This is a genomic window from Streptomyces toyocaensis, from assembly GCF_000725125.1.
Classification (GTDB): Bacteria; Actinomycetota; Actinomycetes; order Streptomycetales; family Streptomycetaceae; genus Streptomyces; species Streptomyces toyocaensis.
The window spans coordinates 40,103-55,674 of sequence record NZ_JFCB01000038.1 but is presented as its reverse complement, the minus strand read 5'-3'; the positions used below and the strand labels follow the sequence as shown (position 1 = coordinate 55,674).

Here is a 15,572-nt window from a genome sequence, read left to right as displayed (position 1 = left end):
CCCCGCCGCCGCGCACGGTGCGGATCTCGACGCGGGGGGACGAGGTGCCCCGGATGCCTCAGGGGCGGCGCGTGTCGGGGCCGAGGCCCGTCGACGACGAGACGCACGCCGGACGCGGGCACCTCGACGCGGGGTTCGGCACCGGACCCGCGGGCCCCGTCCGCCCGGGGCACCGGGCGTCCGGCACGGGCCACGGCGACTCCCGGCACGAGGCACCCACCGCCGCGGGCGGCTCTCCCGGCCCCGCGCACCCGCCCTCCGGCCCCACCGGCAGCACCACCGGCGACGCACGCCACGGGCAGGACGGCCGGGTGCCGGGCACCGGCCCCGCCGACCCGGCCGGACGGGCACCCGAGGGCCCCACCACCCGTACGACCGGCCACGGCGGAACGCCGGGCCCCCGCCCCGCCCCGGACGGAGCGGCCACCGGCGCCCCCGGCTCCCGCAAGGGCACCCCCCTCCGCGGCACGGACCTCCCCGAACCCTCCGGCGGGCGGAAGCGGGGCGGGATCGGGGCCTGGGCGCGACGGCTGACCGGGGGACGGCAGGAGCGCGAGGCGGGCGGCACGGTGGCCGGCCACGGCACGGAGCAGGAGGATCCCGCGACCGAGCCGGCCCTCGTCGCCTCCGTCCCGCCCGAGACCTGGCCGGACCCGGCCACGCTGCTGCTGACCGCGCTCGGCCCCGGCCCCCGGCTGTGGGAGCGCGCCCCGGGTCACCCCGAGGCGCTCGCGGTGCGGCTCGGCACCGCGGACCGGGCGGCGCCGGACGGCTCGGGGCTGCTGCCCGCCGTCCCGGTGACCTCGGGGCTGCGCGAGGTCGGCGCACTGGGACTGGCCGGCCCGCGCGAACGCCTCGCCGGGCTGGCCCGCGCGGTGCTGGCCCAGCTCACCGCGCTGCACTCCCCCGACTCCCTGGAGATCGTCCTGATCGCCGCGGACCCCTCCCGCCCCCTGGAGGAGCGCACCGCCGAATGGTCCTGGCTGGGCTGGCTGCCGCACGTGCGCCCCGGCCACGGTCAGGACTGCCGCCTGCTGCTCGCGCACGACCGCGAACAGGCCACGGCCCGCACCGACGAACTGCTGCGCCGCCTGGCGGACCACGACCACGCGGCCGCGGCCGGCCCGGCCGACGACGGCCCGTACACCGTGCTCGTCGTGGACGGCGACCCCGGCGACGCCGAGGTCCGCGAGGCGGTCGCCCGGCTGGCCCTGGAGGGGCCCCGGGCCGGGATCCATCTCCTGTGTCTCGCCCGGACGCCCGCGGCCTCCCCCGCCTCCCCGGTGGCGGAGACCTACGAGGCGGCCTGCGCGGTGGCGCCGACGTTCCGCGAGTGCGGGGCCGTCGCCCTGCTCAGCGGCGACGTGGCGACCGCCCTGCGGCTGCTCCGGGTGGCCAGGACCGGCTCCGGCACACCCCCGGGGCCGGTCGGCCACGGCACCCTGGCCACCGTCGACGCGGTCTCCCTCGCCTGGGCCGAGCGGTTCGCACGGGCGCTCGCGCCGCTGCGCACGGACGGCACCGCGGGCGCCCGGCACGCGCGCGTGTCGGCGCCGCTGCCCCCGTCGGCCCGGCTGCTGGACGAGCTGGGCCTGGCCCGGGCCACCCCGGCGTCACTGATGGCCCGCTGGGCGGACGCGGCCGACGACACCCGGGCGCTGGGCGGACGGGTCACCGCCGTCCTGGGCGCCGGACCGCGCGGCCCGGTCGTCGCCGACCTCGCCGCCGAGGGGCCGCACCTGCTGGTCGAGGGGCCGCCGGGCAGCGGCCGTACGGAACTCCTGCGCGCGGTCGTCGCCTCGCTGGCCGCCGCCGAGCGCCCCGACCGGCTGGGCATCGTGCTGGTCGACGGCCGGGGCGGCACCACCACGGGCGCCGGGCTCGGCGAGGGCCTGCGGGTGTGCACGGACGTACCGCACGTCACCACGCACCTCTGCGCCAACGACCCCGTGCGGATGCGGGAGTTCGCCCAGTCGCTGAGCGCCGAGCTGAAGCGGCGCGCCGAACTGCTGGGCCGCTCGGACTTCACGGAATGGCACACCGGGCGCGAGCTGTCGGACCGTATGGTCGCCCAGCGCACGGCCGCCTCCCGCGCGGGAGCCGGTGAGCACGACGGCGACCTGGACGCCCCGGCCAGTTCGACACTGCGGCTGCGGCCGGGGGCCGACCGGCGCAGGACGCGGGCCGCACCGCCGCTGCCCCGGCTGGTGGTCGTCGTGGACGACCTGGACGCGCTGGCGTCCCCGGCGCTCGGCTCGCCGGGGCGGCCCGCCGCCGGATCGGTGATGCGGGCTTTGGAGGCCGTGGCCAGGGACGGCGAGCGGCTGGGTGTGCACCTGGTGGCGGCCACGGGCCCCTGCGCACGGACGGCGCAGACCGAGCCGGCGCGGCAGGCGTCGCTGCGCGTCACGCTCGACGCGCCCGCGACGGGCGGCGGCCCGGACGACCCGGCACCGGGTCGCGGGCGGCTGGCCCGTGCGGACGGCCGGGATACGGCGTTCCAGGGGGGCCGGGTGACCGGCCGCATCCCGCGCACGGCGACCATGCGGCCGACGGTCGTCCCCCTGGAGTGGCACCGCATGGGCGACCCCCCGGCCCGCCGCCAGGTCCGCGAACTCGGCAACGGCCCGACCGACCTGGCCCTGCTCGCCAGTGCGCTGGAACGCGCGGCCCGGCAGGTCTCGGCGGCGGAGGTGCCCTCGCTCCTGTGAGGGTCGTGCGGGGGAGGCCGTCAGTGGCCTCCCCGGTTCTCGACACAGGGCCCCGCGCCGGGCTGGGGCTCGGCGTAGGCGCCGTGCACCTCGGTGGTCAGCTCGTCCTCCGTCACGCGACCGGACACACAGACCATCGCCGTGTGCACGCTGTAGTACCCGTCGCCGATGTACGTCCCGTGTTCCTCGCCACAGCCGAGGCGGGCCAGGGCCGCCGCGATCCGTTGCTCGCCGAAGCGGCCGTACTCACCGGCACCGCCCTCCTCGCGCACCTTCTCCAGCTCCGCGCGGATCAGCTCCGCCGACGCCGCGCCCCAGGCCCCCTCCTCCGGTGTCAGCGAGCCCCGCATCCGGTAGGCGTGGTTCTCGGCGTAATGGGGAGCACCGTCCCCGCCCTGCTCCCGCCGGCCGTCCGTGCTCCCCGTGGCGGACGGCGCGGTGGGGGACGGGCGCACCGTGGGCGCCTCGGCCGGCTGGGCGCACAGGGGCCGGGGACTGAAGGAGGGCCGGGGACTCTCCGGCCGCGCCGCCTGCCCGGCGCCCTGCTGGGTACCGCACGCGGTCAGGGTGACCGCCAGAAGGGCGACCGCGGTGACTGATCCTCTGATGAACATGTCCGCAGCATTCCGGCTCGGGGCACCGGTGTCATGAGGCGTCGTGCGCCACGTCCATGACGCGTGGTCACGACGCGGTCACGATCGCGGAGTTGACACGGGACGCGCTCTTGCCACCCCCATCCCCCGGGCGTAGACCAGACCGCACGGGACAGCGCTCGAACGTTCGGTGAAGTACGACAAAGTACGAAGAACGGGGCAGTGATGCGCAGGACGAGCAGGATCATCCGGATACGCCGGTCGCCCGACCACCGTGTGACGACTCCCCGCACCCGCGCGGCCGCGAGAGCCGCCGCCGCGCTCGCCGCGGGTGTCCTCGCGGTGTCGCTCACCGCCTGCGGGGGAGGCGACGACGACGGCGACGACAACGACAAGGGCGGCGGGACCGGCGACACCGGCACCACCGTCACCCTGCCGAAGCTGGACGGCGAGAGCCTGGAGGTCGCCGCCGTGTGGACCGGCGCCGAGCAGGCCAACTTCAAGAAGGTCCTCGCGGAGTTCGAGAAGCGCACCGGCGCCAAGGTGACCTTCGTGCCCGCCCAGGACCCGATCATCAACTTCCTCGGCTCCAAGGTGGCGGGCGGCGCCCCGCCGGACGTGGCCATGCTGCCGCAGCCGGGTGCCATCAAGCAGGCGGTGGAAAAGGGCTGGGTCACACCGCTGGGCGCGGAGGCCACCAAGGAGCTCGCCGAGAACTACTCGCAGGGCTGGCAGGACATCGGCAAGGTCGACGGCAAGCAGTACGGCGTGTACTACAAGGCCGCCAACAAGTCGCTGATCTGGTACAACACCAAGGTCTTCGAGGACGCCGGCGCGGCCGAGCCCAAGACCTGGGACGAACTGCTCACCGCCGCGCAGACGGTGTACGACTCCGGCGTCACCCCGTTCTCGGTCGGCGGCGCCGACGGCTGGACGCTGACCGACTGGTTCGAGAACGTCTACCTGTCCCAGGCGGGGCCGGAGAAGTACGACCGGCTGGCCCGGCACGAGATCAAGTGGACGGACCCGTCCGTCAAGGAGGCGCTCACCACGCTCGCCGGGATCTGGGGCAAGAAGGACTACGTCGCGGGCGGCGCGTCCGGCGCACTGCAGACCGAGTTCCCGGCATCCGTGACACAGACCTTCACCGGCGGCGGCCAGCCCAAGGCCGGCATGGTCTACGAGGGCGACTTCGTGCAGGTCAACATCGCCGAGACCGAGGCCGAGGTGGGCACGGACGCCAAGGTGTTCCCGTTCCCCGCGGTCGGTGACGCACCGCCGGTGGTGTCCGGCGGCGACGCGGCGGTGATCCTCAAGGACTCCGAGGCGGCACAGGCGCTGGCGACCTTCCTGGCCTCCCCGGACGCGGCGGGCATCCAGGCGAAGCTCGGCGGGTACCTCTCGCCGAACAGGAACGTGCCCAACTCGGCGTATCCCAACGACGTCCAGCGGAAGATGGCCAAGGCGCTGATCGACGCCGGGGACGACTTCCGCTTCGACATGTCCGACCAGGCCCCGCAGGCCTTCGGCGGCACGCCCGGCAAGGGCGAGTGGAAGGCGCTGCAGGACTTCCTGAAGAACCCCGAGGACGTCGCGGGGACGCAGGCGAAACTGGAGGCCGACGCGGCCGCGGCGTACGGGAACTGATCCGGCGATGGCGTCGGACACGGCGGCGGGGGCCTCGAAGACGGCCCCTGCCGCGCCCACGTCGCGCAGGAGCGTCACCGGCACCCGGAGAACGGTCGCGGCACTGTTCCTGCTGCCCGCGCTCCTGCTGCTCGGTGCGCTCGTGGTCTACCCGATCGGGTACTCCGTCATCCGCAGCTTCTACGACCAGTCCGGCGACGGCTTCGCCGGAGTCGACAACTACCGGGCCCTGTTCACCGACGACGGCATCCGCACCGCCCTGAAGAACAACGTGATCTGGGTGGTGTTCGCGCCCACGGTCGCCACCGCGCTCGGCCTGGTCTTCGCGGTGCTGACCGAACGGGTGCGCTGGGGAACGGCGTTCAAGCTGGTCGTCTTCATGCCGATGGCGATCTCGATGCTGGCGGCCGGGATCATCTTCCGCCTGGTGTACGACCAGGACCCGGACAAGGGCGTGGCGAACGCGGTGTGGGTGGGGGTGCACGACACCTTCGCCCAGTCCTCGGCGTTCCCGAAGGCGCACCCGGGCCGTGAGTCGCCGCTGGAGCCGGCCGGCGGGGGCGCGTTCATCACCAAGGGGACGGTGAGCGCCGGTGACACGGTGACGCTGCCGCTGGTCGGTGTCGCCCCGGACCTGATGCCGGACGACGCGGAACCGGCGGCGGCGCCGAAGCCGGAGGGCGACCGGATCACCGGCACCGCCTGGCAGGACTTCACCCGGGGCAAGGGCGTCGGCACGCTGAACGAGGTCGACGCCTCCGAGCTGGGCTACGCGAGGATGCGGATCGAGGCCGTCAAGGACGGCGAGGTGGTGGAGACGGCCGAGGCGGGCGGCGACGGCACGTTCTCCCTGTCACCGAAGGCCGACGGGGCGCACCTGCGGCTGCCGGCGAGCAACTTCGCGGCACCGTACAACGGCCTGGACTGGCTCGGCCCCTCGCTGGTCACCCCGGCCGTCATCGGCTCGTACATCTGGATGTGGGCGGGCTTCGCGATGGTGCTGATCGCGGCCGGGCTCGCGGGCATGCCCCGCGAGCTGCTGGAGGCCGCACGGGTGGACGGCGCGAACGAGTGGCAGGTGTTCCGGCGGGTCACGGTGCCCCTGCTGGCACCGGTCCTCGCGGTGGTCACCGTCACCTTGATGATCAACGTGCTGAAGGTTTTCGACCTGGTCTTCATCATCGCCCCGGGCTCCTCCCAGGACGACGCGAACGTCCTGGCGCTGGAGCTGTACCGCAAGGGCTTCTCCGAGGACCAGCCGGGCATCGCCAGCGCGATCGCGGTGCTCCTGCTGCTGCTGGTGATCCCGGTGATGTGGTTCAACGTGCGTCGGCTGCGGCGGGAGGTCAGGCGATGAACCGGGGCCGGACGAGAACCTGCCGGGGGTCCGGGGGTCGCCCCCCGGGTGGGCACGGCAACGTGCGTCGGCTGCGGCGGGAGGTCAGGCGATGAGTCTCACCAAGGCGGGTGTGCCCGCCGTCCCCGCCGTCGGGGCAGGGCAGTCGCTGGGCTCCCGGCTCGGCCAGTGGGTGAGCGGTGGTCTGGTCCGGGTCTTCCTGATCGTGGTGGGCCTGTTCTGGCTGGTCCCGACGGTCGGGCTGCTGCTGGCCAGCCTGCGCAGCCCGCGGGACATGGCCACCGACGGCTGGTGGACGGTGTTCACCGAGCCCTCGCACCTGACCTTCGACGCCTACGAGACGCTGCTGGGGAACGACGACATCACCGGCTCACTGCTGAACACGGTGTACATCACCGTCCCGGCGACCGTGCTGGTGGTGGTGATCGGCTCGCTCGCCGGGTACGCCTTCGCCTGGATGGAGTTCCCTGGCCGCGACTGGTGGTTCCTGGCGGTGGTGGGGCTGCTGGTGGTGCCGGTGCAGGTGGCGCTGATCCCGATCGCCGAACTCTTCGGCAACCTGGGCATCTTCGGCTCCCTGACCGGCGTGGTCCTCTTCCACGTCGGTTTCGGTCTGCCGTTCGCGGTCTTCCTGCTGCGGAACTTCTTCGCGGAGATCCCGCGGGAGCTGCTGGAGGCGGCCCGGCTGGACGGCGCGGGCGAACTGCGGCTGTTCGTGCGGGTCGTGATGCCGCTCGCCGGTCCGGCGATCGCCGCGCTCGGCATCTTCCAGTTCCTGTGGGTGTGGAACGACATGCTGGTCGCGCTGATCTTCACCGACTCCGGCAGCCAGCCGATCACGGTCGCCCTGCAGACGCAGGTACGGCAGTTCGGCAACAACATCGACGTCCTGGCGCCCGGCGCGTTCATCTCGATGGTGGTCCCGCTGGTGGTGTTCTTCGCGTTCCAGCGGCAGTTCGTGTCCGGCGTGATGGCGGGCGCGGTCAAATAGCAGATGGCAAGCGCCGGTTGAAGGGGCGGACCGGACAGGTCCGCCCCTTCGGGTGACGGACGTCCCCCGGATGCCGCGGGTGGCGTAACCAAGTCGGCCCAGCGGCCGTTGCCGGGCCGAACGCCCGCACCGACCGTTGGATGCCCCTTGCCCAGGTTCAGTGTCATTGTCCCCGCGTACCAGGTCCAGGCGTATCTGCACGAGTGCCTGGAGTCGGTGCTGACCCAGTCGTACCCCGATCTCGAACTGATCGCCGTCGACGACTGCTCGCCGGACGCCTGCGGGGCGGTGATCGACGAGTTCGCGGCCCGCGACCCGCGCGTGCGGGTGGTGCACCTCCCGGAGAACGTCGGTCTCGGGCGGGCCCGCAACGCCGGGATGGAGCGGGCGACCGGGGACTACCTGGTCTTCCTGGACGGCGACGACACCCTCACGCCCGACGCGCTCCTCGCCCTCGCCGACCGGCTGAAGGAGACCGGCGACCCTGACGTGCTGGTCTACGACTACGCCCGCACCTACTGGTCGGGCGAGGCCGTGCGCAACCGGGCCGCCGCCGAGCTGACCGAAAGCGGACCGGCACCGTTCCGGCTCGCCGACCGGCCCGGGCTGCTGAACCTGCTGATGGTGGCCTGGAACAAGGCGTACCGGCGGGAGTTCGTCCAGCGCGCGGGCCTCGCCTTCCCGCCCGGCTACTACGAGGACACCCCGTGGACGTACCCGGCCCTGATGACGGCGGAGTCGATCGCCACCCTGGACCGGGTGTGCGTGCACTACCGGCAGCGGCGGGCCGGCTGCATCCTGCGCACCACCAGTGAGCGGCACTTCGACGTCTTCGACCAGTACGACCGGGTCTTCGCGTTCGTCGACGAGCGGCCCGGGCTCGAGCGCTGGCGGCCGGTGCTGTTCCGGCGCATGGTCGACCACCTGGTGACGGTCTACACCCGGCGTGACCGCCTGCCGCGCGGTGCGCGCGCCGCGTTCCTGCGCCGGGCGCGCGCCCACTACCGGCGCCACCGGACACCCGGCGCGCCCGTCCCCGCGCGCGCCCGGGTCCACCACACACTGGTCCGCTTCGGACTGCACCGCACCTACCGGACCCTCCGGCAGACCGCGGCCCTGTGCCGCGGGACGGCCCGGCTCACCGGCCGGCTGCTGCGCGCCCTGCGCCGCGCCGCCCTGCGCGGGCACTACCTCCTCCAGCGGCTGCTCCCCCTGCGCACCGACCAGGTGCTCTTCACCGCCCGCGCGGGCCGCGGCGGTGACCCGGGCGCCCTGGAGTCCGCGGTGCGCGCCCTGGCCCCGCACCTGCGCACCGCCTGGGTGGCCCCACCGGCGCACCACCACACCCTCGCGCCGGGCACGCGCCGTCTGGTCCCCGGCACGGCCGCCCACTGGTCCGCGCTCGCCCGTTCCGCGTACCTGGTGACCGATACGGACACCGAGCCCGGCCTGGTCAAGCGCAAGGGACAGGTCGTCGTGCGGACCCAGGGCGGCACCCCCCTCGGGCACGTGGGCCTGGACCTCCAGGAGCGTCCGGCGGCGGCCCGGGGCACCGACTTCACCCGGCTGCTCGAGGACGTCGACCGGTGGGACCACGTCGTCTCCGCCGACCGCCACTCCACCCTGACCTGGGAGCGGGTGTATCCCGGCCGCTACACGACCCTGGAGTACGGCAGGCCGCGCACGGACCGGTTCCACACGGCGACCGCCTCGGACGTGACCCGGCTGCGGGCGTCGCTGGGCATCCCCGAGGGCTCGGTGGCGATCCTGTACGCGCCGGCCCGCCGCGACTACCGACGCACCCAGCGCCGGCCGCTCGACCTGGAGCGCGTGGTGCGGCGTCTCGGCCCGCGGTTCGTCGTCCTGGCCCGCGCCCACCACCCCCTCGACGGACCGCTCGAGGCCGCGTCGGACCGGGTCCTGGACGTCGCCGGGCATCCGGACGCCGTGTCCCTGTGTCTGGCCTCGGACGCCCTGGTCACCGACTTCTCCCCGCTGATGTTCGACTACGCGGTCCTGGACCGTCCGATCGTCCTGCACGCCGACGACTGGGAGGCGTACGCGGCGGCCCGCGGCCTCTACTTCGACCCGCGGTCCTTCCCGCCGGGCGCGGTCGCGGGCAGCGAGGACGAACTGATCGACATCTTCGCGTCGGGCCTCTGGTGCGGCGCCCGCTCGGCCCGGCTGCGGGCGGCGTTCCGCGACCGTTTCTGCCCGCACGACGACGGCCGGGCCGCCGAGCGGGTCGTGCGCCGGGCCGTGCTCGGCCAGACCGACCTCCCCCCGGTCGTCCCCCTGGACGAGCGCCGCCCGGTGCCCTCCGCCGCCGTCCCGCTCGAACCGCCACCGCTCGCACCGCCGCCGCTCCCACCGCCGCCGCGCCGGCCGGCCGGCCTGCTGACCGTCACCGACGGCGGCTGACCGTCGTTCCCCCTCGGGAGTTCCCATGCCCCCCGGCTCGTCGCGGCCCGCCCCGGCCCGGCCGCCCACCCGGCGGCCGGCGGGGCGGCCCGGTCGGCGCCCCGCACGCCGAAGCGGCCGGCGCCGCGAGATCCCTACGGAAAGAGCAGAATGCCCCGCTTCAGCATCATCGTCCCGTCCCACGGGGTCGCAGGCCGGCTGGGCCAGGCGCTGGACTCGGTCCTCGCCCAGTCCTTCGGCGACTTCGAGCTGATCCCGGTCTGTGACGCGCCCGGGTCCCCGGCGGACGACGTGGCCGCCCGGCACGCCGGGCGGGACTCCCGGGTGGCGCCCGTGCACGCACCGCCGTCGGAGGGCCTGGCGGGGGCGCGCAACGCGGGGATGCGGGCGGCGACCGGGACGTACCTGCTCTTCCTCGACGGCGACGACGTCCTCGTCCCGGGCGCGTTGGCCGCCCTGGACGCGCGTCTGACGCGGACCGGCGAGGTGGACGTGCTGCACTTCGAGCACGAGCGCGTCCCCTGGTGGGAGGGCGAGCCCAACAACCCGGCCGCACCGCTGCTGGCCTCCGCACCGGACGGCGTCTTCGCCCCCGACCGCGCCCCGCAGCTCACGGGTGTGCGCCTCCCGGCGTGGAGCGCGGCCTGGCGCCGTGCCTTCGCCGCCGAGCAGTGCCTGGCCTTCCCCCGGGGCCACTTCACGGACGTCGGCTGGGGCGGGCTCGCGATGCTGGGCGCCGAGCGCGTGGCGGTGCTCCGCGCGGTGGCCGTCCGGCACCTGGTGCGCCGGCAGGGCAACCGGCTGAACCTGCCCGGTGAGCACCACGCCGACCTGCTCGACCAGGCCGAGCTGGTGCTCGCCCGGGCCGCCGACCTGGAGGTTCCCGCCGACCGGTCGGGGCCGTTGTTCGAGCAGCTGTTCGCGGCCGTGCTGAAGACCGCCGCCCACCCCCGGCGGCTCACCTCGGGCCGCCGCGCCTTCTTCCGCCGCGCGAGCGCCCTGTACCGCCGTCACCGCCCCGCCGGGTTCCGGCCCCCGGGCGGCAGCCTGGGTGTGCAGCACCGGCTGCTGGCGGCCGGTTCCTACGCGGCGTTCGCCGCCCTGCGCGGCACCCGTCGCGCGGCGGCGCGGACGGTGGCGGCGGTGCCGCGGCCCCGGGGCCTGCGCACCCGGCTGCGCTACCGGATGCACCTGCGCCGCCCGCTGGACGCCCATCTCGCCGTGTACTGCGCGTACTGGGGCCGCGGCTACGCCTGCAACCCGGCCGCGATCCACGCCAAGGCACGTGAGCTCGCCCCGCACATCCGCTCGGTGTTCCTGGTGGAGGCCGACCAGGCGCACACCGTGCCGGACGACGTGGAGTACGCGGTGATCGGCAGCCACCGCTACTGGGAGGTGCTCGCCCGTGCGACGTACCTGGTCAACAACGCCAACTTCGCGGAGGGCGTCGTCAAACGGCCCGGCAGCGTGCATCTGCAGACCCAGCACGGCACCCCGCTGAAGACCATGGGCGTCGACCAGTCGACGTACCCGGTGGTGGCCGCCGCCACCGGCAGCTTCACCAAGCTGCTCGGCCGGGTGGACCGCTGGGACTACAACCTCTCCTCCAACCCCCACTCCACCCGTGTGTGGGAGCGCGCCTTCCCCGGCTCCTACGAGCACCTGGAGTACGGCTATCCGCGCAACGACGTGTACCTGACGGCCGGTGCGGACGACGTGGCCCGGATCCGGGCGGAGCTGGGCGTCCCCGAGGGGGCGCGGGCCGTGCTGTACGCGCCCACCCACCGCGACCACCACTCCGGCTTCGTGCCCGGCCTCGACCTGGAGGCGTTCTGCGAGGCGGCCGGCGAGGACGTCGTGGTCCTGCTGCGCGCCCACTACTTCTACGACCGGGGCGGACGCGGGAGCGGCGGCCGGATCATCGACGTCACGGCGCACCGCTCCTCCGAGGACGTGTGCCTGGCCGCCGACGCGCTGATCACCGACTACTCGTCGATCATGTTCGACTACGCCAATCTGGACCGCCCGATCGTCGTGTACGCCGACGACTGGGACGTCTACCGGGAGGTGCGGGGCGTCTGCTTCGACCTGATGGCCGGCCCGCCGGGGCCGGTCGTCCGCACCCCCGACGAACTGGCCCGCGTGTTCCGCGACGGCTCGTACGCGGGGGCGGAGTCGGCGGCGCTGCGGGCCCGGTTCCGGGAGCGGTTCTGCCCCTTCGACGACGGGCGGGCCGCCGAGCGGGTCGTCCGCCGGGTGCTGCTCGGCGAGCCGCCCGAGGCCCTGCCGCCCGTGATCCCGCTCGCGGAGCGCGTCCCCGCCCCCGCGGCCGCCACCCAGGTGAGGAGCTGACGTGCCCCGCTTCAGCATCGTCGTCCCCGTCCACAAGGTGCAGGCGTACCTGCACGCCTGCCTCGACTCGGTGCTCGGGCAGTCGTACCGCGACCTGGAGGTGATCGCCGTCGACGACCGCTCGCCCGACGGCTGCGGCGCGATCCTCGACGCGTACGCGGCCCGCGACGAGCGGGTCCGGGTGCTGCACCTGCCGGAGAACGTGGGCCTGGGCCGGGCCCGCAACGCCGGGATGCCGTACGCGACGGGCGACTACCTGTTCTTCCTCGACAGCGACGACACCCTCACCCCGGGCGCGCTGCGCGCCCTCGCCGACCGCCTCGACGAGACCGGCGACCCGGACGTCCTGGTCTTCGACTACGCCCGCACCTACTGGTGGGGCGGCACCCGCCGCAACGTGCTGGCCCACCTGCTGGCCGAGTGCGCCGACGGCACGTTCACGGCCGCCGAGCGCCCCCAGGTCCTCGACCTGCTGATGGTGGTGTGGAACAAGGTCTACCGTCGCGACTTCGTCGAGCGGGAGGGCTTCACCTTCCCGCCCGGCTACTACGAGGACACGCCCTGGACGTTCCCGGTGCTGCTCAGCGCGGAACGCATCGCCACCCTGGACCGGATCTGCCTGTACTACCGGCAGCGCCGTCAGGGCAGCATCCTGTCCACCACCAGCCGCAAGCACTTCGACGTCCACGAGCAGTACGCGCGGGTGTTCCGGTTCGTCGACGCCCGCCCGGCGCTCGCGCACTGGCGGCCCTTCCTGCACGCCAAGATGGGCGAGCACTGCCTCGACATCCTCTCCAAGCCGGACCGTCTGCCGCCGTCCGACCGGGCCGAGTTCTTCCGCCGCACGGCCGAGATGTTCCGGGCGCACCGGCCGGAGGGCGTCCGGGTCCCCGCCGAGCTGCGCGTGCTGGAGGGGAGCTACGCCGGCCACGTGCTGCGGCGGAACGCCGGCCGGGCGGGCCTGGAACTGGGGCGGCGGGCCCGGCAGGCGCGCACGGCGACGGCTGACCGGGCCGCCCGGGCCCGGTCCGCGCTGCGCCGCCCGCTGGATCCTGGGCTCGCCGTGTACTCGGCGTTCTCGCACCGTGGCGTGCTCGGCGACCCGGCGGCGATCCACCGCGCGGCACGGGAACTCGCCCCGCACATCAGGGGCGTGTGGGTGCTGGCCGAGGAGGACCTGGCGGCCGGGCTGCCGCCGGACACCGCGTACGTGCTGGCGGACTCCCCCGGCTACCGCCGGGTCACCGAGCGGGCCACGTACTTCGTCAACAACGTCAACTGGTCGGGTTCGCTGGTCAAGCGCCCGGGCAGCGTCCACGTCCACACCCACCAGGGCACTCCCCTGAAGTTCATGGGCGCCGACCTGCTGGGCAGGCCCGGCGCCCGGCACGGCTTCGACGTGCCGCAGATGCTGCGCCGGGCGGACCGCTGGGACTACAGCCTGGTCGCCAATCGGCACTCCGAGCTGGTGTGGGAGCGGGCCTTCCCCTGCCACTTCACCTCGCTGCGCAGCGGCAGCCCCCGCAACGACGTCCTGGTCGGCGCGGGCCCGGACAGCGGGCGCGAGGTCCGCGCGCGGCTCGGCATCCCGGACGGCGACACGGTCGTGCTGTACGCGCCGACCCGCCGCGACTACCGCAGGGACGGGCTGGTGGAGCGGATCGACCTGGCCCGGTTCGCCGCCGACCTGGGCGAGGGCCGCACCCTGGTGGTCCGGCTGCACCCCTCGCTCGCCGACGGACCGGCGCGCGGGCTGGGGTTGGCGGAGCTGCACCGTCGGGGCGTGCTGGTCGACGCCACGGACGAGCCGGAGGTGCAGGACGTGCTGCTCGCCTCCGACGTCCTGGTCACCGACTACTCGGCTCTGGTGTTCGACTACGCCCTGCTGGACCGGCCGATCGTGATCCACGCCGACGACTGGGACGCGTACCGGGCGAGCCGGGGCGCCTACCTCGACATCACGGCCGAGGCGCCGGGTCATGTGGCGCGCTCCTACCGGGAGCTGGCATGGCTGTTCGACTCCGGGACCTGGCAGGACGAGGAGGCGGCGCGGCTGCGGTCCGCCTTCCGGGACCGGTACGGCGAGTTCGACGACGGCCGCGCCGCCGAGCGGGTGGTGCGGACGCTGATGCTGGGCGAGCCGATGCCGGACCTGACCCCGGGCGCCGCCCGGGTGCCCGCCCAGGCCGGCAACCGTGATCTGCTGACCTCGCCGTGAGGCCGCGCACCTGGGTCCTTCTCCTGGCCGCGGTCTTCGCGGTGCTGCAACTGGCGAACGTCTCCGGCCGGGACACCCCCGACAGCAAGAACTACCTGTCGTACGCCCTGAGCCTGGGCGGCGCCGGCAAGCGGGAGGCGGCGACCGTCACCATCGACCACTACTGCGCGGGCCGGGCGTCGATGGCGCACCGCGCGCAGAACGTGGACGTGGTGCGCTTCCACGCTCCCGACCCCGCACCCCGGGTCCTTCAGGAGTGCCGGGAGCAGGAGTGGCGGCAGGTGGAGGCGCGGCTGGCGGCCGGGCAGACCGGCGGGCACACCGTGCCGTTCATGCCGGAACGGTTCATGCGGATCTTCGAGGTGCGTCCCGGCTACCCGGTGTTCCTGGTGCCGTTCGTCAGTGTGCTCGGCGCGACGTGGGGGCTGTGGGCGGCGGGCGTCGTGATCGCCTGCGCGGGCGGGGTGCTGGCGTTCCTGGTGCTGCGCACGCTGTCGGTGCCGGTGCCGCTCGCGCTGACCGGGCAGGCGCTGTTCTGCCTGCTGCCGTGCGGGACGACCGCGATGCGCCCGATGACGGAAGGGCTGCTGCTGGCCCTCACCCTGGCCGCGCTGTGGGGCTGCGCGCTGGTGCTCCAGAGGCGCGGGACGCGGGCGGGCACGGCGCTGGTGTGCGCCGCGCTGGTCGCGCTGTTCACCGTGAAGCACTCGCAGGCGCTGTTCCTCGGGCTGGGCCTGGCGGTCGCGGGCACGGCGGTCGCCGTACGGCGCCGGTGGCGTGGGCTGCCCCCGGGACGCGGGGTGGTGGCGCTCGCCGGGGCCGGGTGTGCGGGGGTGCTGGGCACCGTGCTGCTGGTCCGCCTGCTGCACCATCCGTCGGTGTCGGAGAGCGTGCAGGACCTGCTGACCGATCACTTCGCCCGCCCCGACCGGGAGCGGCCCTGGGCGGAGTTCTTCCAGCTCCAGGGGAACTTCTGGATGGAGTGGCTGCGGCGGCAGCTGTGGGAGCCGCTGTTCGTGGCGGCCCTGGCGGCCGGTGTGCTGGGCGCGCGGCGCCGGCCGGCGTTCGGCGCGTTCCTGGTCGCGGCGGCCTGCACGGGGATCCTCAACCAGGCGGGGCATCCCGACATCAACATCTGGGGCGACCGGCTGATCACACTGGCCTGGCTGTTGCCCGTACTGGGCCTGCCGCTGCTGCTGGAGCCGGTGGTGCGGCGGGCTGTGGTGCCGGCGCAGGGGGCTCCGGTGGAACTGGCCCGCACCACCGACGTCACTCGATGAGG

At 74.6% G+C, this 15,572-nt stretch carries 9 protein-coding genes; 8 read left to right on the top strand and 1 reads right to left on the bottom strand.

The features are described 5' to 3' along the window. Window positions 1-2,711 (top strand): FtsK/SpoIIIE domain-containing protein (locus BU52_RS28960; protein ID WP_037940003.1); only part of this gene is annotated, 2,711 nt, incomplete at its 5' end. A gap of 20 nt (window positions 2,712-2,731) precedes the next feature. Here BU52_RS28960 and BU52_RS36580 read toward each other — a convergent pair. Further along, the gene (locus BU52_RS36580; protein WP_235216449.1) at window positions 2,732-3,325 is read right to left on the bottom strand and encodes a hypothetical protein; all 594 of its coding nucleotides are present in this window, start codon (window positions 3,323-3,325) and stop codon (window positions 2,732-2,734) included. A 204-nt stretch (window positions 3,326-3,529) separates the two neighbouring features. Between BU52_RS36580 and BU52_RS28945 the strand changes: the two genes are divergently transcribed. The 7 genes from BU52_RS28945 (at window position 3,530) to BU52_RS28915 (ending at window position 15,570) form a co-directional block, all read left to right on the top strand. Further along, entirely contained in the window at window positions 3,530-4,951 is a 1,422-nt protein-coding gene (locus BU52_RS28945; protein WP_037939986.1) for an ABC transporter substrate-binding protein, read from the top strand. A 7-nt stretch (window positions 4,952-4,958) separates the two neighbouring features. Further along, window positions 4,959-6,308: a carbohydrate ABC transporter permease gene (locus BU52_RS28940; RefSeq protein WP_078903497.1), complete on the top strand. Its 1,350-nt coding sequence runs from the start codon at window positions 4,959-4,961 to the stop codon at window positions 6,306-6,308. 91 nt (window positions 6,309-6,399) lie between these two features. After that, window positions 6,400-7,299 carry a carbohydrate ABC transporter permease gene (locus tag BU52_RS28935; protein WP_037939983.1) on the top strand — a complete coding sequence of 300 codons (900 nt, stop codon included), beginning with the start codon at window positions 6,400-6,402 and terminating at the stop codon, window positions 7,297-7,299. 147 nt (window positions 7,300-7,446) lie between these two features. After that, window positions 7,447-9,720 carry a bifunctional glycosyltransferase/CDP-glycerol:glycerophosphate glycerophosphotransferase gene (locus BU52_RS28930; protein WP_037939981.1) on the top strand — a complete coding sequence of 758 codons (2,274 nt, stop codon included), beginning with the start codon at window positions 7,447-7,449 and terminating at the stop codon, window positions 9,718-9,720. 150 nt (window positions 9,721-9,870) lie between these two features. After that, a complete protein-coding gene (locus tag BU52_RS28925) occupies window positions 9,871-12,072 on the top strand; it encodes a bifunctional glycosyltransferase/CDP-glycerol:glycerophosphate glycerophosphotransferase (RefSeq protein ID WP_037939979.1) in 2,202 nt (733 codons plus the stop codon). A 1-nt stretch (window position 12,073) separates the two neighbouring features. Further along, complete coding sequence (locus BU52_RS28920) at window positions 12,074-14,290, top strand: bifunctional glycosyltransferase/CDP-glycerol:glycerophosphate glycerophosphotransferase (protein WP_037939976.1); 2,217 nt, start codon at window positions 12,074-12,076, stop codon at window positions 14,288-14,290. Beyond that, the gene (locus BU52_RS28915; protein WP_037939974.1) at window positions 14,287-15,570 is read left to right on the top strand and encodes a hypothetical protein; all 1,284 of its coding nucleotides are present in this window, start codon (window positions 14,287-14,289) and stop codon (window positions 15,568-15,570) included. Before BU52_RS28920 ends, BU52_RS28915 begins: the two co-directional genes overlap by 4 nt. The last annotated feature ends 2 nt before the right edge of the window (window positions 15,571-15,572 follow it).

Coding starts and splice junctions, on each gene's coding strand:
- BU52_RS28935 (WP_037939983.1), top strand. CDS start 6,400: ATGAGTCTCACCAAGGCGGGTGTGCCCGCCGTCCCCGCCGTCGGGGCA.
- BU52_RS36580 (WP_235216449.1), bottom strand. CDS start 3,325: ATGTTCATCAGAGGATCAGTCACCGCGGTCGCCCTTCTGGCGGTCACC.
- BU52_RS28925 (WP_037939979.1), top strand. CDS start 9,871: ATGCCCCGCTTCAGCATCATCGTCCCGTCCCACGGGGTCGCAGGCCGG.
- BU52_RS28940 (WP_078903497.1), top strand. CDS start 4,959: ATGGCGTCGGACACGGCGGCGGGGGCCTCGAAGACGGCCCCTGCCGCG.
- BU52_RS28945 (WP_037939986.1), top strand. CDS start 3,530: ATGCGCAGGACGAGCAGGATCATCCGGATACGCCGGTCGCCCGACCAC.